Genomic DNA, 25,776 nt, shown 5'->3' with positions numbered 1-25,776 from the left:
CGGTGGGGTTCTCGTTCGGGTTGCGACCAGCGAAAACGCCCCACATGAAGAAGCAGGTACAGCGGCGGTCGCACCGGTTGGAGCGGCCCGCGTGAGGTGCTGGAAGGACGCATCTTGGCAGTCTCTAGCCAGACCAAGGCAGTAGCCGGAATCCCCGGAGCCCCGACGAGGGTGTCGTTCGCGAAGATTCGCGAACCCCTCGAAGTTCCCGGGCTCCTCGATCTACAGACCGATTCCTTCGAATGGTTGATCGGCTCGGAGCGCTGGCGCGCGAAGGCTGCCGAGCGCGGCGACGGTCACGTCGTCGGTGGCCTGGAGGAGATCCTCGACGAGCTCTCGCCGATCGAGGACTTCTCGGGTTCGATGTCCCTGTCCTTCTCCGATCCTCGTTTCGACGAGGTCAAGGCCTCCGTCGAGGAGTGCAAGGACAAGGACATGACGTACGCGGCTCCGCTGTTCGTCACTGCCGAGTTCATCAACAACAACACCGGCGAGATCAAGAGCCAGACGGTCTTCATGGGTGACTTCCCGATGATGACCGACAAGGGCACCTTCATCATCAACGGCACCGAGCGTGTCGTGGTGTCCCAGCTCGTCCGTTCGCCGGGCGTGTACTTCGACAAGACCGTCGACAAGAGCACCGAGAAGGACCTGCACAGCGTCAAGGTCATCCCGGGCCGCGGTGCCTGGCTCGAGTTCGACGTCGACAAGCGCGACACCGTCGGTGTGCGTATCGACCGCAAGCGCCGTCAGCCGGTCACCGTGCTGCTCAAGGCGCTGGGCTGGTCCACCGAGCAGATCGTCGAGCGTTTCGGATTCTCCGAGATCATGATGTCGACGCTCGAGAAGGACAACACGGCGGGCACCGACGAGGCGCTCCTCGACATCTACCGCAAGCTCCGTCCGGGCGAGCCGCCGACCAAGGAGAGCGCGCAGACCCTGCTGGAGAACCTCTTCTTCAAGGACAAGCGCTACGACCTGGCGCGCGTGGGCCGTTACAAGATCAACAAGAAGCTCGGCCTGAACACGGGTCAGCCGATCGAGGCGTCCACCCTCACCGAGGAAGACATCGTCGCCACGATCGAGTACCTCGTGCGTCTGCACGCGGGCGAGAGCAAGATGACCGTCCCCGGCGGCGTCGAGGTTCCCGTCGAGGTCGACGACATCGACCACTTCGGCAACCGTCGTCTGCGCACGGTCGGTGAGCTCATCCAGAACCAGATCCGCGTGGGCCTGTCCCGCATGGAGCGCGTGGTCCGTGAGCGCATGACCACCCAGGACGTCGAGGCGATCACGCCGCAGACCCTGATCAACATCCGTCCGGTCGTGGCTGCGATCAAGGAGTTCTTCGGAACCTCCCAGCTGTCGCAGTTCATGGACCAGAACAACCCGCTGTCGGGCCTGACGCACAAGCGTCGTCTGTCGGCGCTGGGCCCCGGCGGTCTGTCGCGTGAGCGCGCCGGCCTCGAGGTCCGCGACGTCCACCCGTCGCACTACGGCCGCATGTGCCCGATCGAGACCCCGGAAGGCCCGAACATCGGCCTGATCGGCTCGCTGTCGGTGTACGCGCGGGTCAACCCGTTCGGCTTCATCGAGACGCCCTACCGCAAGGTCGTCGACGGTGTCGTCACCGACGAGGTCGAGTACCTCACGGCCGACGAGGAGGACCGCTACCTCATCGCGCAGGCCAACTCGCCGATCGGCTCCGACAACCGCTTCTCGGACGAGCGTGTCCTCGTCCGTAAGAAGGGCGCGGAGATCGAGTACGTCGCCGCCGACCAGGTCGAGTACATGGACGTCTCGCCGCGCCAGATGGTGTCGGTCGCGACCGCGATGATCCCGTTCCTCGAGCACGACGACGCCAACCGTGCCCTCATGGGCGCGAACATGCAGCGTCAGGCCGTGCCGCTGGTGCGCAGCGAGTCGCCGATCGTCGGTACCGGCATGGAGCTGCGTGCCGCCGTCGACGCCGGCGACGTCATCGTCACCGAGAAGAGCGGCGTGATCGAAGAGGTCTCCGCCGACTTCATCACCGTCATGGCCGACGACGGAACCCGCAAGACCTACCGTCTGCGCAAGTTCGACCGTTCGAACCAGGGCACCTGCTCGAACCAGCGTCCGATCGTGGACGAGGGACAGCGCGTCGAGTCCGGCCAGGTCCTCGCCGACGGCCCCTGCACCGAGAACGGTGAGATGGCGCTCGGCAAGAACCTGCTCGTGGCGATCATGCCGTGGGAGGGCCACAACTACGAGGACGCGATCATCCTGTCGCAGCGCCTCGTGGAGGAGGACGTGCTCACCTCGATCCACATCGAGGAGCACGAGATCGACGCCCGCGACACCAAGCTCGGTGCCGAGGAGATCACCCGCGACATCCCGAACGTCTCCGACGAGGTCCTCGCCGACCTCGACGAGCGTGGCATCGTCCGCATCGGTGCCGAGGTCCGCGACGGCGACATCCTCGTCGGCAAGGTCACGCCGAAGGGCGAGACCGAGCTGACCCCCGAGGAGCGCCTGCTCCGCGCGATCTTCGGTGAGAAGGCGCGCGAGGTCCGCGACACCTCCCTGAAGGTGCCCCACGGTGAGAACGGCAAGGTCATCGGTGTTCGCGTGTTCTCGCGCGAGGACGACGACGATCTGCCTCCGGGTGTCAACGAGCTCGTCCGCGTGTACGTGGCGCAGAAGCGCAAGATCCAGGACGGCGACAAGCTCGCCGGCCGCCACGGCAACAAGGGCGTCATCGGCAAGATCCTCCCGCAGGAGGACATGCCGTTCCTGCCCGACGGCACCCCGGTCGACATCATCCTGAACACCCACGGTGTTCCGCGTCGTATGAACATCGGCCAGGTCCTCGAGACGCACCTGGGCTGGATCGGCAAGGCCGGCTGGCAGATCCAGGTGGCCGACGACGGCAGCCGTCCCGAGTGGGCACAGAACCTCTCCGAGGAGATGCTCGCCGCCGAGCCCGACACCAACATCGCCACGCCGGTGTTCGACGGTGCCCGCGAGGAGGAGCTGACGGGTCTGCTGTCCTCGACGCTGCCGAACCGCGACGGCGAGGTCATGGTCGGCCCCGACGGCAAGGCGACGCTGTTCGACGGTCGCTCCGGCGAGCCGTTCCCGTACCCGGTGTCGGTCGGCTACATGTACATCATCAAGCTGCACCACCTGGTCGACGACAAGATCCACGCGCGTTCGACCGGTCCGTACTCGATGATCACGCAGCAGCCGCTCGGTGGTAAGGCGCAATTCGGTGGTCAGCGCTTCGGTGAGATGGAGTGCTGGGCGATGCAGGCCTACGGCGCCGCCTACACCCTCCAGGAGCTGCTCACGATCAAGTCCGACGACGTCGTCGGTCGCGTCAAGGTCTACGAGGCGATCGTCAAGGGCGAGAACATCCCCGAGCCGGGTATCCCCGAGTCGTTCAAGGTGCTCCTCAAGGAACTCCAGTCGCTGTGCCTGAACGTGGAGGTCCTCTCCAGCGACGGCGCGGCCATCGCGATGGCCGACGGCGACGACGAGGACCTCGAGCGGGCGGCCGCCAACCTGGGCATCAACCTTTCCCGCAACGAGTCGGCCACGGTCGACGACCTCGCGAACTAGGAGCCGAGCCGATGCGGTACGCACCCCGACACCACCGGGCGCGTACCGCATCGGGCCCCGGCAGCGATAGCGACAACTAGCAGCAATACAACCCGCACAGGGGAAAGGAAGTTACGTGCTCGACGTCAACTTCTTCGATGAACTCCGGATCGGCCTGGCCACCGCCGAGGACATCCGTAACTGGTCGTACGGCGAGGTCAAGAAGCCCGAGACCATCAACTACCGCACGCTCAAGCCCGAGAAGGACGGCTTGTTCTGCGAGAAGATCTTCGGTCCCACCCGGGACTGGGAGTGCTACTGCGGCAAGTACAAGCGTGTCCGCTTCAAGGGCATCATCTGCGAGCGCTGCGGCGTCGAGGTGACCCGCGCCAAGGTCCGCCGTGAGCGCATGGGCCACATCGAGCTCGCCGCTCCGGTGACGCACATCTGGTACTTCAAGGGTGTGCCGAGCCGCCTCGGCTACCTGCTCGACCTCGCGCCGAAGGATCTCGAGAAGATCATCTACTTCGCCGCGTACGTCATCACGTCCGTCGACGACGAGCTGCGCCACAACGAGCTCTCCACTCTCGAAGCCGAGATGGAGGTCGAGAAGAAGTCGGTCGCCGACCAGCGCGACGCCGACCTCGAGGCCCGCGCGCAGAAGCTCGAAGCCGACCTCGCCGAACTCGAGGCCGAGGGCGCCAAGTCCGACGTCCGCCGCAAGGTCAAGGACGGCGGCGAGCGCGAGATGCGTCAGCTCCGCGACCGTGCGCAGCGCGAGCTCGACCGCCTCGACGAGATCTGGACGACCTTCACGAAGCTGAAGCCGAAGGATCTGATCGTCGACGAGATGATCTACCGCGAGCTCCAGGACCGCTACGGCGAGTACTTCACCGGTGCCATGGGTGCCGAGGCGATCCAGAAGCTCATCGAGAACTTCGACATCGACGCCGAGGCCGAGTCGCTGCGCGAGACCATCCGCAGCGGCAAGGGCCAGAAGAAGCTCCGTGCTCTCAAGCGCCTGAAGGTCGTCGCGGCGTTCCAGCAGTCCGGCAACTCGCCCATGGGCATGGTGCTCGACGCCGTGCCGGTGATCCCGCCGGAACTGCGTCCGATGGTGCAGCTCGACGGTGGCCGCTTCGCGACCTCCGACCTCAACGACCTGTACCGCCGCGTCATCAACCGCAACAACCGCCTCAAGCGACTGATCGACCTCGGTGCCCCCGAGATCATCGTCAACAACGAGAAGCGGATGCTGCAGGAGTCGGTCGACGCCCTCTTCGACAACGGCCGTCGTGGCCGGCCGGTCACCGGTCCCGGTAACCGTCCGCTCAAGTCGCTGTCCGATCTGCTCAAGGGCAAGCAGGGCCGCTTCCGTCAGAACCTGCTCGGTAAGCGCGTCGACTACTCGGGCCGTTCGGTCATCGTCGTCGGTCCGCAGCTCAAGCTGCACCAGTGCGGTCTGCCGAAGCTCATGGCGCTCGAGCTGTTCAAGCCGTTCGTGATGAAGCGTCTCGTCGACCTCAACCACGCGCAGAACATCAAGTCCGCCAAGCGCATGGTCGAGCGTCAGCGCCCGCAGGTGTGGGACGTCCTCGAAGAGGTCATCAACGAGCACCCGGTTCTGCTGAACCGTGCTCCCACGCTGCACCGCCTCGGTATCCAGGCGTTCGAGCCGCAGCTCGTCGAGGGCAAGGCCATCCAGCTGCACCCCCTCGTGTGTGAGGCCTTCAACGCCGACTTCGACGGCGACCAGATGGCCGTGCACCTCCCGCTGTCCGCGGAGGCGCAGGCCGAGGCCCGCATCCTGATGCTGTCGTCGAACAACATCCTGTCGCCGGCATCGGGCCGCCCGCTCGCCATGCCGCGTCTGGACATGGTCACGGGTCTGTTCCACCTGACCCGTCTGGTCGAGGACGCCCCCGGCGCCTACAAGGCCGCGACCGCCGACGAGCCCGAGCAGGGCGTCTACTCGTCGCCGGCCGAGGCTCAGATGGCCGTCGACCGCGGTGTGCTGTCGGTCCAGGCTCCGATCAAGGTGCGCCTGACCCAGCTGCGTCCGCCGCGCGACGTCGAGAACGAGCTGTTCCCGGAGGGCTGGAAGTACGGTCAGGCGTGGATCACGCAGACCACCCTCGGTCGCGTGCTGTTCAACGAGCTGCTGCCGACGAACTACGCGTTCGTCAACGACATCATGCCGAAGAAGCGCCAGGCCGCGATCATCAACGACCTGGCCGAGCGGTACCCGATGATCGTCGTCGCGCAGACCGTCGACAAGCTCAAGGACGCCGGCTTCTACTGGGCCACGCGTTCGGGTGTCACCATCTCGATGGCGGACGTGCTCGTTCCGCCGGAGAAGAAGGACATCCTCGAGCGGTACGAGACGCAGGCCGACGCCATCCAGCGGCAGTACGACCGAGGCAAGCTCTCGGAGGACGAGCGTCGCGATTCGCTCGTCAAGCTGTGGCAGGAAGCGACCGAAGAGGTCGGTCAGGTCATGGAGGCGCACTACCCGGACGACAACCCGATCCCCACGATCGTCAAGTCCGGTGCTGCGGGCAACATGACCCAGATCCGCTCGCTGGCGGGCATGAAGGGTCTGGTGACGAACCCGAAGGGCGAGTTCATCCCGCGCCCGATCAAGTCCTCCTTCCGTGAGGGCCTGACCGTCGCCGAGTACTTCATCAACACGCACGGCGCGCGTAAGGGTCTGGCCGACACCGCTCTCCGTACCGCCGACTCGGGTTACCTGACCCGTCGTCTGGTCGACGTCTCGCAGGACGTCATCGTCCGCGAGGTCGACTGCGGCACGCCGCGCGGCATCGAGATGACCATCGCCGAGCTCGCACGCGACGCGACGGGTCAGCCGACCGGTGAGCTCGTGCGCGACGCTCACATCGAGACCAGCACCTACGCCCGTACGCTGGCGACGGACGCGGTCGACGCGAACGGCAACGTCGTCGTCGAGCGTGGTTCCGACCTCGGCGACCCGGCGATCGAGGCGCTGCTCGAGGCCGGCATCCAGAAGGTCAAGGTCCGCTCGGTCCTGACCTGCGACACCGGCACCGGCGTCTGCGCGACCTGCTACGGCCGTTCGATGGCGACGGGCAAGCTCGTCGACATCGGCGAGGCCGTCGGTATCGTCGCCGCCCAGTCGATCGGTGAGCCCGGTACGCAGCTGACGATGCGTACCTTCCACCAGGGTGGCGTCGGTGAGGACATCACCGGTGGTCTACCCCGCGTCCAGGAGCTGTTCGAGGCCCGCGTCCCCAAGGGCAAGGCCCCGATCGCCGATGTCTCCGGCCGCATCCGCCTTGAGGACGACGATCGCTTCTACAAGATCACGATCATCCCCGACGACGGTGGTGAGGAGGTCGTGTACGACAAGCTGTCCAAGCGTCAGCGTCTGCACGTCATCCGCAAGGCCGACGGCACCGAGGGCGTGCTCGCGGACGGCGACCACGTGGAGGTCGGTCAGCAGCTCCTCGAGGGCTCTGCCGATCCGCACGAGGTGCTGCGCGTGATGGGCCCGCGTCAGGTTCAGGTCCACCTGGTCCACGAGGTCCAGGAGGTCTACCGGAGCCAGGGCGTGTCGATCCACGACAAGCACATCGAGGTCATCGTGCGCCAGATGCTGCGTCGCGTGACGATCATCGACTCGGGCTCGACGGAGTTCCTGCCCGGTTCGCTCGTCGAGCGCAGCGAGTTCGAGGCTGCGAACCGTCGTGTGGTCCAGGAGGGTGGCGAGCCGGCTGCCGGCCGTCCGGTCCTCATGGGTATCACGAAGGCGTCGCTGGCCACCGATTCGTGGCTGTCGGCGGCGTCCTTCCAGGAGACCACTCGCGTGCTCACCGACGCGGCGATCAACTGCCGCTCGGACAAGCTGATCGGTCTCAAGGAGAACGTGATCATCGGCAAGCTGATCCCCGCCGGTACCGGTATCAACAAGTACCGGAACATCGAGGTCCAGCCGACCGAGGAGGCCCGCGCGGCCGCGTACGCCATCCCGGCGTACGACGACCAGTACTACTCGCCGGACGGCTTCGGCCAGAACACCGGCGCTGCAGTGCCGCTGGACGACTACGGTTACTCCAACGACTACCGGTAGTTCGCTGCCGTAGTAGACGACGAAGGTCCCGCCCTCTTCTCTTCGGGGGCGGGGCCTTCGTCATTTGTTCTCGACGGTGATCGCCGTCGTTGCTTCGCCGCGAGCGTCTCGCAGCGGTTCCGCGCGGGGTGTGGGTCAGCGCGGGATGTGGAAGTCCACGAGTTCGGCCGTGCCCCGCGACAGCTCGGACCACGATCCGCTCACCGTGAGGACTGCGATCGCGGAGGTGGGGAACTTCTCGGCCACCTGATGGGCGGCGTCGGTGCTGTGGTCCGTGATGAGTCCGAGGACGGTCGCGGAGAGGGTCGGCTCGTGCCCGATGACCAGCAGGGTCTGCACGTCGTCGGCGGTTCCCCGGATCTCGGCGACCAGGGATTCCGGATCGGCGTGGTACAGGCTGTCGCGGTACTCGACGGGAGCCTCCACGGCCGCCTCGGCGAGTGTCTTGCGTGTCCGGGTCGCGGTGGAGCACAGAACGGCGTCCACCTCGGGCAGGTTCGCCCGGATCCAGCGACCGGCGAGACCGGCCTCGCGGCGTCCGCGGGGGGAGAGGGGACGCTCGTGATCGTCCACGTCGTCCGGGTACGCGGACTTGCCGTGGCGCAGCAAGATCAGGGTACGGGTCATGGGGTCCACCGTAGAGCGTCCGGATTCCGGCCGATCCACGCGACCGCGCGAGTGTGATCCTCGACCGTGAACCAGACCGTCAGTCCGTCCTCCCGCAGGGTCGTCCGCAAGGTGAGGGTCTCGCCGGCGGCGACGGGGCGCAGGTGCTCGATCACCGCTCGGTACGGCGCGTCCGGGACGTCCGGCCGGAGGGGCAGAAGCTCTTCGACACCGTGCCAGTAGACGGCGTTGTTCACGTGCCCGAAGGGGTCGAGGTCGGTGGCGCGCAGGGGGAAGACGCGTTCGTCGTCGACCTCGTCGGGTGCGCGACCGGGCAGCCACGCCGTCCACTTCAGGCGTGTGTCGTGCGCGTAGCGGGCCATGTGCTCGAACAGGCCGTCGCTGATGCGGGTGGGAGCGCCGGTGGTGGGGCCGATGTCGATCCAGAACGCCGCGGTTTCGATCAGCGGACCGTCCGGGGCGTCGTCGGGGTCGTCGAGGCGGACCCGCACGTTCGCCCACCGTATCGACAGGGCGTCGCACCAGCGCCGCAACCGGAGCGTGCGGCCGTACTCGGCGGGGCGGTGCACGTCGACGATCGTGCGCCGGACGATCCAGAGCGGGTCGGTCTCGGACGCGCCGACGGCGGCGAGGTTGTCGGTGCCGATGTCCTGGAGATAGCGGGCGATGCCGTCGAGTCGCAGTCGCTTCCCGGTGTCGACGTCGCCGGTGCGGACGGTGCGCTCGGTGGAGAAGGGATCCGCCTCCTCGGGCAGTTCCGTCAGCGGTCGCGTCCGAGGCAGATCGGTGCTCGACGTCGACGTGGCCATGTGTCCCCCCCGGGTCGGATGTCCGATCGTGCGATTCTCGCAGCTTCGGTGGGTGGTCGCAGGTTCTCTTGCGAACCCGCGGTGACTGCCGCTACAGTCGAGTTAACTGTTACGGATCGTTACATGAAATTCGCGGACGCTCCGCCCGGCTGCCGAGGACCCTTCCCATGGCCTATGTGATCACCCAGACCTGCTGCAACGATGCGAGCTGCGTCGCGGTCTGCCCTGTGAACTGCATCCACCCCTCGCCGGACGAGCCCGAATTCGCCACCGCCGAGATGTTGCACATCGATCCGAAGACCTGCATCGACTGCGGCGCCTGCGCCGATGCGTGCCCGGTCGAGGCGATCCTGCCCGACGACAAGCTCGACCCCTCCCAGAAGCGGTTCGCCGAGATCAATGCGGCCTGGTACGCGGACCACCCGGCGCCGGAGGGGTGGCAGCCCCTCGTGCCCACCCCGGCGCCTCCGCGTGATCGCGGAACGCTGCGGGTCGCGATCGTCGGAGCCGGCCCCGCGGCCTGCTACGCCGCCCAGGAACTCCTCGAACGCTCCGACGTCGAGGTCGAGATGTTCGATCGGCTCCCGACTCCCTTCGGCCTCGTGCGCGCCGGTGTCGCCCCCGACCATCCGGGGACCAAGGCGGTCACGGAATCGTTCGAATGGTCGTTCCGGCGCGAGGAGTTCGCCCTGCACCTCGCCACCGAGGTCGGTCGCGACATCACCCACGCCGAACTGCTCGAGCACCACCACGCCGTGATCTACGCGACCGGTGCGTCGTCCGACCGCCGACTCGGGATCACGGGCGAGGACCTGCCCCGCAGCCACGCCGCCACCGAGTTCGTCGCCTGGTACAACGGCCACCCCGACTACGCCGACCGCACCTTCGACCTGTCCGGCGAACGCGCCGTCATCGTCGGCAACGGCAACGTCGCCCTCGACGTCGCGCGGATCCTCACCATGGACGTCGACGAACTGGCGCGCACCGACATCGCCGACCACGCCCTGAAGGCGCTGCGGGAGAGCAACATCCGCGAGGTCGTCCTGCTCGGCCGGCGCGGCCCCGCCCAGGCCGCCTACAGCAATCCGGAGTTCCTCGCCCTCGGCGACCTCACCGGGGTGGACGTCGTCGTCGACGACGCCGACCTCGAACTCGATCCGGTGAGCTCTCGGGCCGTGGAGGACGACGCGGCGACCGCGCTGCGGGTCCGTCTCGCCCGTGAGTACGCCGGACGGCCCGTCCGTCCCGGTCACCGTCGCATCGTCTTCCGGTATCTCGCTGCCCCGAGCGAACTGCTCGGCGACGACCACGTGACCGGCGTGCGGGTCGAACGCACCCAACTCGTCGACGACGGTGGCCGCCTCACCGCCCGACCCACCGGCCGGTTCGAGGACCTGCCCGCCACGCTCGTGCTCCGGTCGATCGGTTATCGCGGCGTTCCCGTGCCGGGTGTGCCCTTCGACGACGTCCGTGGCGTCGTTCCCAACACCGGCGGTCGCGTCGACACCGGCGTCTACGTGACCGGCTGGGCCAAGCGCGGGCCGAGCGGTGTCATCGGCACCAACAAGGGGTGCGCGAAGGAGACCGTCGCGGCGCTGCTGGCCGATTTCGACTCCGGTGCGCTCGCCGATCCCCGCGGCGACCGTCGCGCGCTGAACCGGTTGCTCGGACAGCGCAGGCCCGATCGGGTGGACCTGGACGGCTGGAAGACCATCGACGCCGCCGAGCGGCAGGCCGGACGGGCCCAGGGCCGGCCCCGCGTCAAGATCACCGATCGCGGGACCCTCGTCGAACTCGGTCGTCGCCGACGCCGTCTTCCGCTGCTCGCTTCGCTGCGTCGCTGACGCAGTCGCGGGTGACGCAGGTCGCGGCCCACCCGGGCGTTCGTCGATAGGCTCGGGAGAACCGAATCCCGACCCGAACGGACATGTGCATGAGCAGCGACAACCTCGACCGCACGGCGCTCACGCGCCGCACCCTCATCGGCGGCGCCGGTGTGGTGGCGGCCGGCGCGGCCCTCACGGCCTGCGGATCGTCCGGCGACACCGGCGAGGCACGATCGGCGGTGCCCGCACCGACCACGACCGCGCCTCCCGGACCCGACGCGGAGGTCGTAGCCACCGTCGCGGACGTGCCGGTCGGCGGGGGCGTCATGCTCGAATCGAAGAGGCTCGTCGTCACCCAGCCCGCGGAGGGCGACTTCCGCGCGTTCATCGCGATCTGTACCCATCAGGGCTGCAATCTCAGCGGGGTCGAGGGCGACCGCATCATCTGCCCGTGCCACGGCAGCCGGTACGACCTCGACGGCGCCCCGGTCGAAGGACCGGCGAAGCGGCCGCTGAAGACCCGTCCGGTGGCGGCGCGCGGGTCCGATCTCGTCGTGGGCTGATCGGTCCGGGGATAGAGTCCGCTCCGTGGAGACCAGCGGAGGCTGGCGCCCGAAGGCGCTGCGTGACGGTACGGACCCGGACCCTCGTTTCACGCTGGCCAACGAGCGCACCTTCCTCGCCTGGGTGCGGACCGCGCTCGGCGTCATCGCCGCGGCGGTCGCGCTGGAGACCTTCGCGGGCGGCATCGTGTCGGAGGGGCTCCGCACGGTGCTGGCGTGTGCGCTGCTCGGATTCGCCGCCGTGCTCACCGTGTTCGCGCTGATCCGCTGGCACCGCGTCGAGCACGCGATGCGCACCGGACGTGCACTCCCGGTGCCGTGGGTGGCCTACCTGCTCGCCGTCGCCCTCGGGGTCTCCGGGGTCGTGCTCGCCGTCGCGATCGCCTGGTGAGACGAGCGGCATCGTGAGCCCGGACGATCTGCGGCACGGCGACGCCGGTCTGCAGCCCGAACGGACCAGTCTGGCGTGGCTGCGCACCGCGTCGGTGCTCGGGGCGGTGGTGCTCGGATTCATGCGGTTCGTGCCCGGCCCGGGTGCGGTGGTCGCGACGATCGGCCTGGTCTGCCTCGTGCCCGTGCTCGCGGTGCTGCTCGCCTCCCGGATCGGTCACCGCGCGCGTGTGCGCGGATTGGTGGCGGGGCGCGCGCCCTATTTCTGGTGGCGGAACGTCGCGGTCACCGCCACGGTCGTGGTGCTCGCGATCTCGTCGGCCGTACTGATCGTCACGGCCCACTGATTGTCACGGACCACTGATCGTCACCGCTCGCTGATCCTCACTGCCCGCTGATCGACGACACACCGATCAGCGCTATCGCGGCGACCCAAACAGTCGCCGCTGCCGCGAGCGCGATCGGGCGCCATCCGACCCCGCGAAGCACCTCCCGGCGCACCCCCGCGCCCAGGGCGAACATCGCGACCGTCAGCAGTGCCCTCTGCACCGTGCCCGCAGCCTCCACCACGATCGGATCGAGCAGTCCGGTCGAGCGCAGCGCGACACACGCGAGGAAGCCCAGCAGGAAGACCGGCACGATCGGGGGAGTGCGCTCGTCGCGGCGGCCCTCACCGCGCCGCCGGGCGACGACCCCGACGATCGCCACGACCGGAGCCAGCAGTGCCACCCGCGCGAGCTTGACCGTCACGGCCGCGGCGAGCACCCCACCGGCGGTGGCCTCGAGAGCGGTGCCGGTCGCGACGACCTGGGCGACCTCGTGGATCGCCGCACCCGCCCACAGACCGGCGGTCCCGGGGGTCAGCCCGAGCATCCCGGCGGCGAGCGGAACGAGCGGGATCATCGCGGTGCCGAAGACGACCACCAATGCGACGGTGGTGACGAGTTCGCGTTTGCGCGAATCGATCACACCGTCGACCGCCGCCGCGGCCGCGGCTCCACAGATCGAGAAGCCGCACGCGATGAGCAGGCGCTGGGTCCAGCCCACCCCGAGCCACCGGCCGAAGGCGAGCGAGCCGCCGATGCCCGCGACGACGACGGTCGCCGCGACGATCGCTGTGCCCCACCCGAGGTCGACGAGATCGGAGACCGCGAGCTGCACGCCGAGCAGCGCGACGCCCACTCGGAGCAACCGCTTCGATGCCGTACCCAGACCCGGCTCCAGAACCTCGACCACCGGTGCGGGCAGACCGACGTTCGCCACGACCACACCCAGGACGATCGCGACGAGCAACGGGCTCGCCCCGGGGATCAGGTGCGCCGCTCCCAGTGCGACGACCGCGCCCGCCGCGGCCACCAGGAGACCCGGGACGACGGTGGGCCGGGACACGGGCGCGTGGACGGTGAGCATGCCTCGACTCTTCCGTTGCAGCGGTGTCCGCACCAGCCGTCGATCGGACATGAGCTCATATCGAATGGATATGTGCAGAGGGTCCGGCATATCGTTCGTGCATGACCAGCTGGCCGGATCTCGTCGCTCTGGAACTGCTCGTCGGGGTCGACGACCGGGGCGGGCTCGGCGCCGCGGCCCGCGCGGCCGGTCTCGCCCAGCCCAACGCGACCCGCATGCTGCGCCGGCTCGAACGGCAACTCGGCGCGGTCCTCGTGCGGCGTGGCCGGACGGGTTCGGTGCTCACCCCGGAGGGCACAGTGGTCGCGCACTGGGCTCGGGAGGTCCTGGCCGACGCGGAACGCCTCCTCGACGCCGCCGCCGCACTGCGCGTCGAGCAGCAACCCGAACTGGTGGTCGCGGCGTCGATGACGGTCGCCGAACACCTCATCCCGCGGTGGCTCGGCGCCTTCCGCACACTCCGCGACGACGTCCAGATCCAGTTGCAGGTCCACAACTCGATGCGGGTGTGCGACGTCGTCGCCGAGGGCGGATGCGACGTCGGGTTCGTCGAAGGACCGACGGTGCCGGAGGGACTGCACAGTGTCGCGGTGGCACGCGATCGCCTCGTCGTGGTCGTCCCGCCGCAGCATCCCTGGGCGCGGCGGCGTCGGCCGCTCACCGTGGCCGAACTCGCGGCGACACCACTGGTCGTCCGCGAGGAGGGCTCCGGCACCCGCCGCACCCTCGACCTCGCGTTGCAGGAGTACGACCGGGCCGCACCGCTGCTCGAACTCGGGAGCGGAGCAGCGGTCCGCACGAGCGTGCTCGGGGGTACGGGCCCGGCGGTGCTGAGCACCCTCGCGGTGGAGGAGTATCTGGACTCCGGTCGCCTGGTCGCGGTCGCGGTGGACGGACTCGACCTGCAGCGCGTGCTCCGTGCGGTCTGGAGGCCACCGCGGGTGTTGTCCGGCCCGGCGGGGGAGTTGGTCCGACTGATCACCCGTACCCGCTGACCGGGCCTGCATCCGGTACCGGGTCACGCGCGCGAGTGTTGCAACGCGCCGGCCCCCGCGATCACGACGAGTGCGATGCCTACGAGGGCGAGGGGTTCGACGACCTGCCCCAGCACCAGAGCACCGGCGAGCGCTGCGGCGGCGGGCTCGAGCGCGATGAGGATCGCGAACACCTTCTTCGGCAGGTCGCGCAGGGCACGGATCTCGAGGGTGTACGGGATCGCCGACGACAGCAGCGCCACGGCGAGTCCTGCGAGCGCGAGGTCGGGCCGGAGGAGCTCGGTGCCGGCCGTCGCCGCGCCGAACGGCAGGACGACGACGGCCGCGATCGTCGTCGCTCCGGCCAGTCCGGCGGATCCGGGCAGGGTCGTCGCCACACGTGAGCCGGCGATGATGTACCAGGCCCATCCCGATGCGGCGACCAGCGCGAAGGCGACCCCGAGCGGATCGAGACCGGTGGACAGTCCGGCACCGTCACCCACGCCGAGCAGGACCACTCCGGCCAACGCGAGCACCACCCACAGGCCGTCGCGGAGGCGTCGGGACAGGATCGCGGCCAGTCCGAGCGGGCCGAGGAACTCGATGGTGACGGTTGCGGCGAGGGGCAGCCGCGTCAGCGCCCCGTAGAAGGCCGTGTTCATCAGCGCGAGACTCGCGCCCAGTGTCACCACCGCCCGCCACTGTTCCGGTGTCCACGTCCGCGGCCGGGGCCGGGTGAACGCGCAGAGGATCACGGCCGCGAACAGCAGGCGCAGGGTCACCGTGCCGAGGGCGCCCGCCCGGCCGAACAGGGTCGCGGCGAAGGCCGCCCCGAACTGCATCGACAACACCGCGGTGAGGACCGCAACGACAGGCCCGACGGTGTGCGTGCGGGAGTCGTCGGCCATCCCGTCAGTCTGTCCGACAGGCCCGGACGACGTCTGCCGCAAAAAACAATCACGCGTGCTTGATTTTAGAGCTGTGACGTGTGACGCTTGCCGCATGTCCGATCTGCACACCGTGCTCGACGATCTCCGCGCGGAGGGCGACGATCTCGACGCTCTCGTTGCGAACCTGCCCGACGAGAGCTGGGCGCTGCCCACTCCGGCGGAGGGTTGGATCATCGCCCACCAGATCGGCCACCTGTTGTGGACCGACCGGGCGGCGCTCACCGCCGTCCGTGACCCGGACGCCTTCGTGAAGATGGTCGAAGCGGCGTTCGGCGACCCGCTGGGATTCGTCGACGTCGGTGCCGCGAAACAGGCGGGCCGGCCGCCCGCGGAGTTGCTCGCCGACTGGCGCGACACCCGCCGCGAACTCGCCGACGCGCTCGCCGAGGTCCCGCGCGGTACGAAGATCCTGTGGTTCGGACCGCCGATGTCGCCGGCCTCGATGGCGACCGCGCGGCTGATGGAGACCTGGGCGCACGGGGGAGACGTCGCCGACGCCCTCGGCGTCACCCGCACACCCACCGCGCGCCTGAAGAACATCGCGCACCTGGGGGTGCGGACGCGCGACTTCGCGTACGTCATCCGCGACCGGAAGCCACCGGCCGAACCGTTCCGCGTGGTGCTCACCGCCCCCGACGGTGACAGCTGGGAATGGGGTCCGGAGGACGCCGCGCAGTCGGTCACCGGCCCGGCTCTCGACTTCTGCCTGCTCGTCACCCAGCGCATCCACCGCGACGACACCGCCCTCGTCACCGACGGCCCGGACGCGGAGGAATGGCTCGGCCTCGCCCAGGCCTTCGCCGGTGCCCCCGGCGCCGGACGTGAAGCCGGCTCGTCCGCCTCCTGAAGACACCCGTACCCCAGCGAGACACCCCGGCCGAGACACCATCGGAGACATCGTGAGCATGTGGACCACCCCCGAGCGTCTCGCCCTCCGCGAGACCGTCACCGGTTTCGTGAAGCGCGAGATCCTGCCCCACCTCGACGACTGGGAGCGCGCCGGCGAACTGCCCCGCGAACTGCACGTCGAGGCCGCGAAGGTCGGCCTGCTCGGCGCGGGATTCCCCGAGGAGGTCGGCGGTTCCGGTGGCGACGGTGCCGACACGCTCACCGTGTGCGAAGCGTTCCACGAGGCAGGTGCCTCGGGCGGCGCGTTCGCATCACTGTTCACGTGCGGCATCGCCCTGCCGCACCTCATCGCGGCCGGCGATCCCGATCAGATCGACAAGTGGGTACGGCCCACTCTCGCAGGCGAACTCGTCGGATCCCTCGCGATCACCGAACCGGGCGGCGGATCGGACGTCGGCCATCTGACCACCACCGCGGTACGCGACGGCGACCACTACGTCGTCAACGGCGCGAAGACCTACATCACCTCGGGATGCCGCGCCGACTTCGTGGTCACCGCCGTCCGCACCGGAGGTCCCGGCGCCGGAGGAGTCTCGCTGCTCGTGATCGAGAAGGGCACACCGGGTTTCACTGTCTCCCGCAAGCTCGACAAGATGGGCTGGCGCGCGTCGGACACCGCCGAGTTGTCCTTCGCCGACGTCCGCGTGCCGGTCACCAATCTCGTCGGCGCGGAGAACACCGGATTCTGGCAGATCGCACAGGGTTTCGTCTCCGAGCGGATCGCCCTCGCCGCCCAGGCCTATTCGGGTGCGCAGCGGTGCCTGGACCTGACCGTCGCGTGGTGCCGCGATCGCGAGACCTTCGGCCGGCCACTGATCACCCGCCAGGCCGTGCAGCGCACGCTGTCCGAGATGGCGCGTCGCATCGACGTCGCGCGCGTCTACACCCGGCACGTCACCGAACGCGCCGTGGCGGGGGAGACCGACCTGATCGCCGAGGTGTGTTTCGCGAAGAACACCGCGGTCGAGGCCGGCGAGTGGGTCGCCAACCAGGCGGTCCAATTGTTCGGCGGACTCGGGTACATGGCCGAATCCGAGGTCGAACGGCAGTACCGCGACATGCGCATCCTCGGTATCGGCGGTGGCACCACCGAGATCCTCACCGAACTCGCCGCCAAGCGGCTGGGTTACGGCGCCTGACACACCTGATCCTTCACGCGACCGTCCACGGCCGCGCGTCCTCTCACCCGAACCCGGAAGGCATCCTCGTGAGCATCATCGAGACCGAAGAACAGAAGGAACTGCGCGCTGCGGTCGCGGCTCTGGCCGAGCGCTACAACTACGTCGACTACGTGCTTCCCAAGTCACGCGCGCACGAGCCGCTCACCGAATTGTGGGCGGAGGCGGCCAAGCTCGGCTTCCTCGGCGTGAACCTCCCGGAGCAATACGGCGGGGGCGGCGCCGGCATCTACGAACTCGCGCTGGTGCAGGAGGAGCTCTCCGCCAAGGGCGCAGGGTTGCTGCTCGTCGTGGTCTCGCCGGCCATCTGCGGCACGATCATCTCCAAGTACGGCACCGACGCGCAGAAGCAGGAATGGTTGCCCGGGCTCGCCGACGGCTCCCGCATCATGGCCTTCGGCATCACCGAGGCCGACGCCGGATCCAACTCGCACAACATCACCACCATCGCCCGCCGCGACGGTGACGACTGGATCCTCTCCGGCAGCAAGGTGTACATCTCCGGTGTCGACCAGGCCGACGCCGTGCTCGTCGTCTCCCGCACCGAGGACGCGAAGACCGGCAAGCTCCGTCCGGCCCTGTTCATCGTGCCGACCGACGCTCCGGGCTTCACGAAGACGCCCATGGAGATGGACATCCTCGAGCCGGACTACCAGTTCTCCCTGTTCTTCGACGACGTCCGGCTTCCCGCCGACGCACTGGTCGGTGAACCGGAGGCCGCGCTGATGCAGCTGTTCGCCGGACTGAACCCCGAACGGATCATGGGCGCGGCGATGGCAGTGGGGATGGGCCGGTACGCCCTCGACGCCGCGGTGCGCTACGCCAACGAGCGCACCGTCTGGAAGCAGCCCATCGGCGCGCATCAGGGCATTGCGCACCCGCTGGCGCAGCGCAAGATCGAGCTCGAACTCGCCAAGCTCATGATGCAGAAGGCCGCCGTCCTCTACGACAGCGGCGACGACTTCGGGGCCGCCGAGGCCGCGAACATGGCCAAGTACGCCGCGGGTGAGGCCGCGATCGCCTCGCTGGACCAGGCGATCCAGACCCACGGCGGAGCCGGCCTCACCCGGGAGTACGGCCTCGCGGCGATGCTCGGCGCCGCGCGCATCGCACGCGTGGCGCCGGTCAGCCGGGAGATGATCCTCAACTTCGTGGCCCAGCACTCGCTGGGCCTGCCGAAGTCGTACTAGGCCGACGCTTCGGTGTTCGACGCTTCGGTGTTCGATGCTTCCGGGTTCGAGGTGTCGGGATTCGACACCTCGGACCCGGAGGTACCGAGGTTCGGCGGGAAGGAATCCGGCGGGAAGATACCGGCCGCCTCCTCCGCCGGGAGCAGCGTCCCCAGCAGATAGGCGAGGGACCACCGCAACGAGTTCACGTCCTGCAGCGGCACGGTCTGCTGGTAGCCCACGAGCGTGTACAGGGCCAGCCTTGCGAACCGCTCGGCCTGTCCCCTCGAACCGAGATACTGGGCCACCGCTTCGGCCACCACCGCGTAACGCAGGTCGTCGACCTTGCTCTGCACCTCGTGGACCCCGGAGTCGCTGTGCGACCAACCACGGATGGCGGATTCGGCGGAGTGGGGGAGACTGCACGCGAATTCGACGAGCAACCGGAGCCGTCGGGTCATCGAACCCTCGAGGCGCGCCGCGGCGGCGAGCTGCAGCGTCTGGCTCTCGAGCCAGTGCTGGAGGAATTCGGTCTTGAACTGCGCCCAGCTCTCGAAATAGTTGTAGAACGAGCCGGTCGTCACCTCGAGGTGACTGCACAACCGTGCCTGCTTGAGCCCGGCATGGTCGTTGGTGGCCAGGATGGCCAGCGCGGCGTCGAAGTAGTCCTCGCGCCTGACGATGGTCGCCACGTGGTGCTCCCCTTTCGCCCCGACCTGTTATACGAGTGTACGGATGATGAGCTTTGCGTACGGTCTCGGGGTCGCACGAATACCCGTTCGGTGGAAGATCAGTCGTGACGGAACGGTCGTGACCGGGTGGTCGTGACAGAACAGCAGGAGCAGGAGGCCCGATGGCGCGAGAACCGAAGCAGGACCGCAGCCGCGCCACGCGGCGGCGACTGCTCGAGGCGACGATCGACTGCCTCGCCGAATCCGGTTGGGCCGCAACCACGGTGAGTGTGGTCGCCGAGCGGGCAGGAGTGTCGCGCGGGGCCACCCAGCATCACTTCCCGACCCGGGAGGATCTCATCACCGCATCGCTCGAGTTCATGTTCGACAGTCGCATCGAACGGGTCCGCACCGAGCCGTTCGACGTGCCCGAGGGCGTCGGCCGCACGGAGGCAGTGGTCGAGCGGATCGTCGACCAGTGCACCGGCAACATGTTCAAGGCCGCCCTGCAGGTGTGGACGGCCGCGGCGGCCGATCCTGCTCTGCGTGAGATGCTCCTGCCGCTCGAGGAGAAGTTCGGGCGTGTCTCGCACGCGGTCGCCGTCGAGCAGCTCGGCGCCGACGACACCGATCCGGTCGTGCACCGGACGGTGCAGGCGACCCTGGATCTCGCGCGCGGCCTCGGCCTGGCCGACGTGCTGACCGACGACTCGGCCCGCCGGCGGGAGATCGTCCGCCACTGGGCCGCGCAGCTCGACGAGGTGCTCCGGGAGTCCTCGAGTCGTCGCACACAGGCGGGCCCGGCTCGGTAGTCTTCCCGCCATGCCTCTCCCGCGCATCGGAAGGACGGCGGCTGCCGTGGCCACGGTCGGCCTCATGAGTCTCGGTGCGGCGGCGTGCGGGAACTCCGACGACGCCGGACAGGCAGCGACCTCGCCCACCGCGTCCGTCACCGACCCCGGCCCGCTGTTCGACGAGTGCGGCGCGATGTCCGACGACGAGGTGGCGGCGGCCTTCGGTCTCGGAAGTTTCACGACGGTGACGCGCAACTCGGTGGGCTGCGAGTGGGAGATCTACGTCGGCGGCCCCAGCGTGAGCTTCTCCTGGTACCGGGGAAGTCCCATCGGCCGCGAACGCGCCGGCTCCGATCTCATCGGCCGGCCCGCCGCCGACGTCGAGATCGGGGGACGGTCCGGTTTCATGGGGTCCTACCAGAACGAACTGGGGCAGACGACGCTGTGCGAGATCGGTGTGGAGTTCGGCGGCGACTTCGTCCACTGGTCGGTCTCGTACTCGAACCTCACGCCCGTCGCCGACGCCTGCGTGGTCGCTCGCGGCCTGGCCACCACAAGTGTGGAGAGGGTGCAGAAGTGAACGCCCGCCGCTGGGGTGCCGCGCTCGCGACCGTCCTCACGACGGGCGCTCTGCTCACCGGGTGCACCCGCACCATCGAGGGGCGTGCCGTTCCCGAGGGGATCGGTGGCGGCACGGGCGCCGAGTTCACCCGGCTGCTCACCGAGTGCGACGCGGTCGCCGACGAGAAGATCGCCGAAGCCGTGGGCGCGGACTACGTCTACCGCGGTTTCTTCGGTGCGATCTGCCGCTGGGACGGTGAGGGACCCGCGGGTGTCGTGAAGGTCACCTTCAACTGGTTCGAGACCGGTTCCCTCGACCACGAACGCGCCGCAGCCGAGGGGCTCGGTTACGAGATCGAGAACACGACCATCGAGGGCCGGCGGGCGCTGCAGATGCGCCGACCGGGCGATCCGCGCTCGTGCGGGGTCAGTTCCGGGGCCTCGACGACCGGCATCTTCGGCTGGTGGGTGCAGTACACCTCCGGGGGAGCGGACCCCTGTGAAGCTGCTGCTACGTTGGCCCGGCTCACACTGAACCTCAGCAGTTGACGGTGTGTGCGGATCCTCGGGAGGGTGCGCGCTCCTCACTTTGACCTCATGCGCGCCCGCCGGGTATCGTTGTGGGTCGTGTCCGGCATGCCCGGGCCGGTCTGTGTGCCTATGCGAGGTAGTGCCGTGCGCGCGGTCTGTGGATTTCTGCAGGAGCGAGCCCCCGGCTGCCTGTGTGGGGGTACGCGACACACCCGACCTCGTGTGCACACGAGGGGCGAGTGCGGGGCAGCAGCTTTCTTGCCCCAACCGATGGATCCCTAATTTCAGAACAGCCGAGGTTGCTCGAAGTGAGCAGCTTCAGACAACGAAGAAAGCCGGTTAATGCCAACCATCAATCAGCTGGTCCGCAAGGGCCGCCGCGACAAGGCCGCCAAGGTCAAGAGCGCGGCGCTCAAGGGCAGCCCCCAGCGTCGCGGCGTGTGCACTCGCGTGTACACCACCACCCCGAAGAAGCCGAACTCGGCTCTCCGGAAGGTCGCCCGTGTGCGTCTGACCTCCCAGGTCGAGGTCACCGCCTACATCCCGGGTGAGGGCCACAACCTCCAGGAGCACTCGATGGTGCTCGTGCGTGGCGGTCGTGTGAAGGACCTCCCGGGTGTGCGCTACAAGATCATCCGCGGCTCGCTCGACACCCAGGGTGTCAAGAACCGCAAGCAGGCTCGCAGCCGCTACGGAGCGAAGAAGGAGAAGGGCTGATGCCACGTAAAGGTCCCGCTCCCAAGCGCCCGCTGATCGCCGATCCGGTCTACGGTTCGCCGCTGGTCACCCAGCTGGTCAACAAGATCCTGCTGGACGGCAAGAAGTCCACCGCCGAGCGCATCGTCTACCAGGCGCTCGAGCAGGCTCGCGAGAAGACCGGCACCGATCCGGTCGTCACCCTCAAGCGCGCGCTCGACAACGTCAAGCCCGCCCTCGAGGTCCGCAGCCGTCGCGTCGGTGGTGCCACCTACCAGGTGCCGGTCGAGGTTCGCCCCGGTCGTTCCACCACCCTCGCCCTGCGCTGGCTGGTGACGTTCGCGCGTCAGCGTCGCGAGAAGACCATGGTCGAGCGGCTCGCCAACGAGCTCCTCGACGCGAGCAACGGCCTCGGCGCATCCGTGAAGCGCCGCGAGGACACGCACAAGATGGCTGAAGCCAACAAGGCGTTCGCGCACTACCGCTGGTGAGTCGTCGCCGACCGGGAGATGCCGTCATCACGGACCTCCCGGTCGGCTGCTCGCACAACTGTGTCGGTCCCGTAAAGGCCGGCTGACAACACAAGAACATGTGGTCCGCACCCAAGGACCGACACGAGCTACGAGCGGGGTTACCTGTGGCACAGGAAGTGCTGACCGACCTGAACAAGGTCCGCAACATCGGCATCATGGCGCACATCGATGCCGGCAAGACCACCACCACCGAGCGCATCCTCTTCTACACCGGTGTCAACTACAAGATCGGTGAGACGCACGACGGTGCCTCGACCACCGACTGGATGGAGCAGGAGAAGGAGCGTGGTATCACCATCACCTCCGCTGCTGTGACCTGTTTCTGGAACAAGAACCAGATCAACATCATCGACACCCCCGGCCACGTCGACTTCACGGTCGAGGTCGAGCGGTCGCTGCGCGTCCTCGACGGCGCAGTCGCCGTGTTCGACGGCAAGGAGGGCGTCGAGCCCCAGTCCGAGCAGGTCTGGCGCCAGGCTGCCAAGTACGACGTTCCGCGCATCTGCTTCGTCAACAAGATGGACAAGATGGGCGCGGACTTCTACTTCACCGTGCAGACGATCATCGATCGCCTGGGCGCGAAGCCGCTGGTCCTCCAGCTCCCCATCGGTGCCGAGGATGCCTTCGACGGCGTCGTCGACCTCGTCGAGATGAAGGCGCTCACCTGGCGTGGCACCACCGACATCGGCACCGAGGCCACGGTCGAGGAGATCCCGGCCGACCTCGCCGACAAGGCTGCCGAGTACCGCGAGAAGCTGCTCGAGACGGTCGCCGAGTCCGACGAAGAGCTCATGGAGAAGTACTTCGGCGGCGAGGAACTCACCGTCGCCGAGATCAAGGCGGCCATCCGCAAGATGACCGTCAACTCCGAGCTCTACCCGGTGCTGTGCGGCTCCGCCTTCAAGAACAAGGGCATCCAGCCCATGCTCGACGCGGTCATCGACTACCTGCCGAACCCGCTCGACATCGGCGACGTCATCGGCCATCAGGTCGGTAACGAAGAAGAGGAACTGCGTCGTAAGCCTTCGAAGGAGGAGCCCTTCTCGGCTCTCGCCTTCAAGATCGCTGCGCACCCCTTCTTCGGCAAGCTGACCTTCGTCCGCGTGTACTCCGGCCGGATCGACTCGGGCACCCAGGTGCTCAACTCGACCAAGGGCAAGAAGGAGCGCGTCGGCAAGCTGTTCCAGATGCACGCCAACAAGGAGAACCCGGTCGACGAGGCGGTCGCGGGCCACATCTACGCGATGATCGGCCTGAAGGACACCACGACCGGCGACACCCTGTGCGCGCAGGACGCCCCGATCGTCCTCGAGTCGATGACCTTCCCGGACCCGGTCATCCAGGTCTCCATCGAGCCGAAGTCGAAGGCCGACCAGGAGAAGCTGTCGACGGCCATCCAGAAGCTCGCCGAAGAGGACCCGACCTTCTCGGTCGAGCTCGACGACGAGACCGGCCAGACCGTCATCGGCGGTATGGGCGAGCTCCACCTCGACATCCTCGTCGACCGCATGAAGCGCGAGTTCAAGGTCGAGGCCAACGTCGGCAAGCCGCAGGTCGCGTACCGCGAGACGATCACCAAGCCGGTCGAGAAGCTCGAGTTCACGCACAAGAAGCAGACCGGTGGCTCGGGTCAGTTCGCAAAGGTCATCATCGGCCTCTCGCCGTTCGTCGGCGAGGACGGCGCGACCTACGAGTTCGAGAACAAGGTCACCGGCGGTCGCATCCCGCGCGAGTACATCCCGTCGGTCGACGCGGGTGCTCAGGACGCCATGCAGTACGGCGTGCTCGCCGGCTACCCGCTGGTGAACCTGAAGGTCACCCTCATCGACGGTGCGTACCACGACGTCGACTCGTCCGAAATGGCGTTCAAGATCGCCGGCTCGCAGGCACTGAAGGAAGCGGCCCGCAAGGCCGCCCCGGTGATCCTCGAGCCCCTCATGGCGGTCGAGGTCACCACGCCCGAGGACTACATGGGTGAAGTGATCGGCGACCTGAACTCCCGCCGTGGCCAGATCCAGGCCATGGAGGAACGCAGTGGTGCCCGTGTCGTGAAGGCGCTGGTTCCGCTCTCGGAGATGTTCGGTTACATCGGCGATCTGCGGTCGAAGACCCAGGGTCGTGCGAACTTCTCCATGGTGTTCGATTCCTACGCAGAGGTTCCCTCGAACGTCGCGAAGGAAATCATCGCCAAGGCGACCGGCGAGTAGCCTCCGGGTTATCCCTCGGTCACCTGCACGACCAAGTAATACAAACCGCACTGCTGCATACAGCAAGCAACAACAGTCCAGGAGGACATCCAGTGGCGAAGGCGAAGTTCGAGCGGACCAAGCCGCACGTGAACATCGGCACCATCGGTCACGTCGACCACGGCAAGACCACCACCACGGCTGCGATCACCAAGGTGCTTGCCGACAAGTTCCCCGACCTGAACGAGAGCTTCGCTTTCGATCAGATCGACAAGGCACCTGAGGAGAAGGCTCGTGGTATCACGATCAACATCTCCCACGTCGAGTACCAGACCGACAAGCGCCACTACGCGCACGTCGACGCCCCGGGTCACGCGGACTACATCAAGAACATGATCACCGGTGCCGCCCAGATGGACGGCGCGATCCTGGTCGTGGCCGCCACCGACGGCCCGATGCCCCAGACGCGTGAGCACGTGCTGCTCGCCCGTCAGGTCGGCGTTCCCTACATCCTCGTCGCCCTGAACAAGGCCGACATGGTCGACGACGAGGAAATCCTCGAGCTCGTCGAGATGGAGGTGCGCGAGCTCCTCGCTTCGCAGGAGTTCGACGAGAACGCTCCGGTCGTCCCGATCTCCGCTCTCAAGGCTCTCGAGGGTGACGAGAAGTGGGTCCAGTCGATCGTCGACCTCATGCAGGCCGTCGACGACTCCATCCCGGACCCGGTCCGTGAGACCGACAAGCCGTTCCTCATGCCCGTCGAGGACGTCTTCACCATCACGGGTCGTGGCACCGTCGTCACCGGCCGTATCGAGCGTGGCGTGATCAACGTCAACGAAGAGGTCGAGATCGTCGGCATCCGCCCCGAGTCGACCAAGACCACGGTCACCGGCATCGAGATGTTCCGCAAGCTGCTCGACCAGGGCCAGGCCGGCGACAACGTCGGTCTCCTCGTCCGCGGCATCAAGCGCGAGGACGTCGAGCGCGGCCAGGTCGTCGTCAAGCCGGGCACCACGACTCCCCACACGGAGTTCGAGGGCCAGGCCTACATCCTCAACAAGGAGGAGGGCGGCCGCCACACGCCGTTCTTCAACAACTACCGTCCGCAGTTCTACTTCCGTACCACGGACGTGACGGGCGTTGTTACCCTCCCCGAGGGCACCGAGATGGTCATGCCCGGTGACAACACCGAGATGTCCGTCAAGCTGATCCAGCCGGTCGCCATGGACGAGGGCCTCCGCTTCGCGATCCGCGAGGGTGGCCGCACCGTCGGCGCCGGTCGCGTCACGAAGATCATCAAGTAGGCACC

The 25,776-nt window shown here is 68.0% G+C and carries 22 protein-coding genes; 17 read left to right on the top strand and 5 right to left on the bottom strand.

Annotated features, from left to right (window positions below; translation table 11 throughout):
- Window positions 1-96: 96 nt before the first annotated feature.
- Window positions 97-3,603 (top strand): DNA-directed RNA polymerase subunit beta, encoded by a 3,507-nt coding sequence (locus tag LPH33_RS18200; RefSeq protein ID WP_229565332.1) that lies wholly within the window; start codon window positions 97-99, stop codon window positions 3,601-3,603.
- A 115-nt stretch (window positions 3,604-3,718) separates the two neighbouring features.
- On the top strand, window positions 3,719-7,690 hold the full coding sequence (locus tag LPH33_RS18195) for a DNA-directed RNA polymerase subunit beta' (protein ID WP_229565330.1): 3,972 nt from the start codon (window positions 3,719-3,721) through the stop codon (window positions 7,688-7,690).
- Window positions 7,691-7,825: 135 nt separating this feature from the next.
- Here the strand turns inward: LPH33_RS18195 and LPH33_RS18190 are convergent, their stop codons facing one another.
- A complete protein-coding gene (locus LPH33_RS18190) occupies window positions 7,826-8,317 on the bottom strand; it encodes a SixA phosphatase family protein (protein ID WP_016694772.1) in 492 nt (163 codons plus the stop codon).
- Window positions 8,314-9,126: an acyl-[acyl-carrier-protein] thioesterase gene (locus LPH33_RS18185; protein ID WP_229565328.1), complete on the bottom strand. Its 813-nt coding sequence runs from the start codon at window positions 9,124-9,126 to the stop codon at window positions 8,314-8,316. The genes LPH33_RS18190 and LPH33_RS18185 overlap by 4 nt, the downstream gene beginning before the upstream one ends.
- Before the next feature lie 167 nt (window positions 9,127-9,293).
- Between LPH33_RS18185 and LPH33_RS18180 the strand changes: the two genes are divergently transcribed.
- The 4 genes from LPH33_RS18180 to LPH33_RS18165 all read left to right on the top strand — a co-directional run bounded on the left by LPH33_RS18180 (window position 9,294) and on the right by LPH33_RS18165 (window position 12,252).
- Complete coding sequence (locus LPH33_RS18180) at window positions 9,294-10,970, top strand: FAD-dependent oxidoreductase (protein WP_229565327.1); 1,677 nt, start codon at window positions 9,294-9,296, stop codon at window positions 10,968-10,970.
- Between the two features lie 89 nt (window positions 10,971-11,059).
- Complete coding sequence (locus LPH33_RS18175; protein ID WP_019291242.1) at window positions 11,060-11,515, top strand: Rieske (2Fe-2S) protein; 456 nt, start codon at window positions 11,060-11,062, stop codon at window positions 11,513-11,515.
- Between the two features lie 25 nt (window positions 11,516-11,540).
- The gene (locus LPH33_RS18170; RefSeq protein WP_016690879.1) at window positions 11,541-11,906 is read left to right on the top strand and encodes a YidH family protein; all 366 of its coding nucleotides are present in this window, start codon (window positions 11,541-11,543) and stop codon (window positions 11,904-11,906) included.
- A 13-nt stretch (window positions 11,907-11,919) separates the two neighbouring features.
- Window positions 11,920-12,252 (top strand): DUF202 domain-containing protein, encoded by a 333-nt coding sequence (locus LPH33_RS18165; RefSeq protein WP_016690880.1) that lies wholly within the window; start codon window positions 11,920-11,922, stop codon window positions 12,250-12,252.
- 37 nt (window positions 12,253-12,289) lie between these two features.
- On the opposite strand, the gene LPH33_RS18160 is transcribed toward LPH33_RS18165, so the two are convergent.
- Window positions 12,290-13,315 (bottom strand): YeiH family protein, encoded by a 1,026-nt coding sequence (locus tag LPH33_RS18160; RefSeq protein ID WP_160875249.1) that lies wholly within the window; start codon window positions 13,313-13,315, stop codon window positions 12,290-12,292.
- A gap of 101 nt (window positions 13,316-13,416) precedes the next feature.
- Between LPH33_RS18160 and LPH33_RS18155 the strand changes: the two genes are divergently transcribed.
- On the top strand, window positions 13,417-14,310 hold the full coding sequence (locus LPH33_RS18155; RefSeq protein ID WP_016690882.1) for a LysR family transcriptional regulator: 894 nt from the start codon (window positions 13,417-13,419) through the stop codon (window positions 14,308-14,310).
- Window positions 14,311-14,333: 23 nt separating this feature from the next.
- On the opposite strand, the gene LPH33_RS18150 is transcribed toward LPH33_RS18155, so the two are convergent.
- Window positions 14,334-15,197, bottom strand: coding sequence for an EamA family transporter (locus tag LPH33_RS18150; RefSeq protein WP_202399734.1), 864 nt, complete (start codon window positions 15,195-15,197; stop codon window positions 14,334-14,336).
- Window positions 15,198-15,291: 94 nt separating this feature from the next.
- Between LPH33_RS18150 and LPH33_RS18145 the strand changes: the two genes are divergently transcribed.
- The 3 genes from LPH33_RS18145 to LPH33_RS18135 all read left to right on the top strand — a co-directional run bounded on the left by LPH33_RS18145 (window position 15,292) and on the right by LPH33_RS18135 (window position 18,516).
- Window positions 15,292-16,086 carry a TIGR03084 family metal-binding protein gene (locus LPH33_RS18145; RefSeq protein WP_160875245.1) on the top strand — a complete coding sequence of 265 codons (795 nt, stop codon included), beginning with the start codon at window positions 15,292-15,294 and terminating at the stop codon, window positions 16,084-16,086.
- A 52-nt stretch (window positions 16,087-16,138) separates the two neighbouring features.
- Window positions 16,139-17,287, top strand: a complete 1,149-nt coding sequence (locus tag LPH33_RS18140; protein ID WP_026060885.1) for an acyl-CoA dehydrogenase family protein — start codon at window positions 16,139-16,141, stop codon at window positions 17,285-17,287.
- 68 nt (window positions 17,288-17,355) lie between these two features.
- Window positions 17,356-18,516 (top strand): acyl-CoA dehydrogenase family protein, encoded by a 1,161-nt coding sequence (locus LPH33_RS18135; protein WP_016690886.1) that lies wholly within the window; start codon window positions 17,356-17,358, stop codon window positions 18,514-18,516.
- Here the strand turns inward: LPH33_RS18135 and LPH33_RS18130 are convergent.
- Complete coding sequence (locus LPH33_RS18130; protein ID WP_088897091.1) at window positions 18,513-19,187, bottom strand: TetR/AcrR family transcriptional regulator; 675 nt, start codon at window positions 19,185-19,187, stop codon at window positions 18,513-18,515. The genes LPH33_RS18135 and LPH33_RS18130 overlap by 4 nt on opposite strands.
- Window positions 19,188-19,348: 161 nt before the next feature.
- Between LPH33_RS18130 and LPH33_RS18125 the strand changes: the two genes are divergently transcribed.
- The 7 genes from LPH33_RS18125 (at window position 19,349) to tuf (ending at window position 25,771) form a co-directional block, all read left to right on the top strand.
- On the top strand, window positions 19,349-19,978 hold the full coding sequence (locus LPH33_RS18125) for a TetR/AcrR family transcriptional regulator (RefSeq protein ID WP_016690888.1): 630 nt from the start codon (window positions 19,349-19,351) through the stop codon (window positions 19,976-19,978).
- 10 nt (window positions 19,979-19,988) lie between these two features.
- Complete coding sequence (locus LPH33_RS18120) at window positions 19,989-20,540, top strand: DUF3558 domain-containing protein (protein ID WP_172414863.1); 552 nt, start codon at window positions 19,989-19,991, stop codon at window positions 20,538-20,540.
- Window positions 20,537-21,070 carry a DUF3558 domain-containing protein gene (locus tag LPH33_RS18115; RefSeq protein ID WP_016690890.1) on the top strand — a complete coding sequence of 178 codons (534 nt, stop codon included), beginning with the start codon at window positions 20,537-20,539 and terminating at the stop codon, window positions 21,068-21,070. The genes LPH33_RS18120 and LPH33_RS18115 overlap by 4 nt, the downstream gene beginning before the upstream one ends.
- A gap of 324 nt (window positions 21,071-21,394) precedes the next feature.
- The gene (gene rpsL / locus LPH33_RS18110) at window positions 21,395-21,769 is read left to right on the top strand and encodes a 30S ribosomal protein S12 (protein WP_006552258.1); all 375 of its coding nucleotides are present in this window, start codon (window positions 21,395-21,397) and stop codon (window positions 21,767-21,769) included.
- A complete protein-coding gene (gene rpsG, locus LPH33_RS18105; protein WP_016690891.1) occupies window positions 21,769-22,239 on the top strand; it encodes a 30S ribosomal protein S7 in 471 nt (156 codons plus the stop codon). Before rpsL ends, rpsG begins: the two co-directional genes overlap by 1 nt.
- A 146-nt stretch (window positions 22,240-22,385) precedes the next feature.
- Window positions 22,386-24,488 (top strand): elongation factor G, encoded by a 2,103-nt coding sequence (fusA, locus tag LPH33_RS18100; RefSeq protein WP_024101663.1) that lies wholly within the window; start codon window positions 22,386-22,388, stop codon window positions 24,486-24,488.
- 92 nt (window positions 24,489-24,580) lie between these two features.
- Window positions 24,581-25,771, top strand: coding sequence for an elongation factor Tu (gene tuf, locus LPH33_RS18095; RefSeq protein ID WP_016690893.1), 1,191 nt, complete (start codon window positions 24,581-24,583; stop codon window positions 25,769-25,771).
- Window positions 25,772-25,776 lie beyond the last annotated feature (5 nt).

The sequence above is a fragment of the Rhodococcus sp. RDE2 genome (genome assembly GCF_020885655.1).
Taxonomy (GTDB): domain Bacteria; phylum Actinomycetota; class Actinomycetes; order Mycobacteriales; family Mycobacteriaceae; genus Rhodococcus; species Rhodococcus pyridinivorans.
This window is presented reverse-complemented; position numbering and strand designations above follow the sequence as displayed.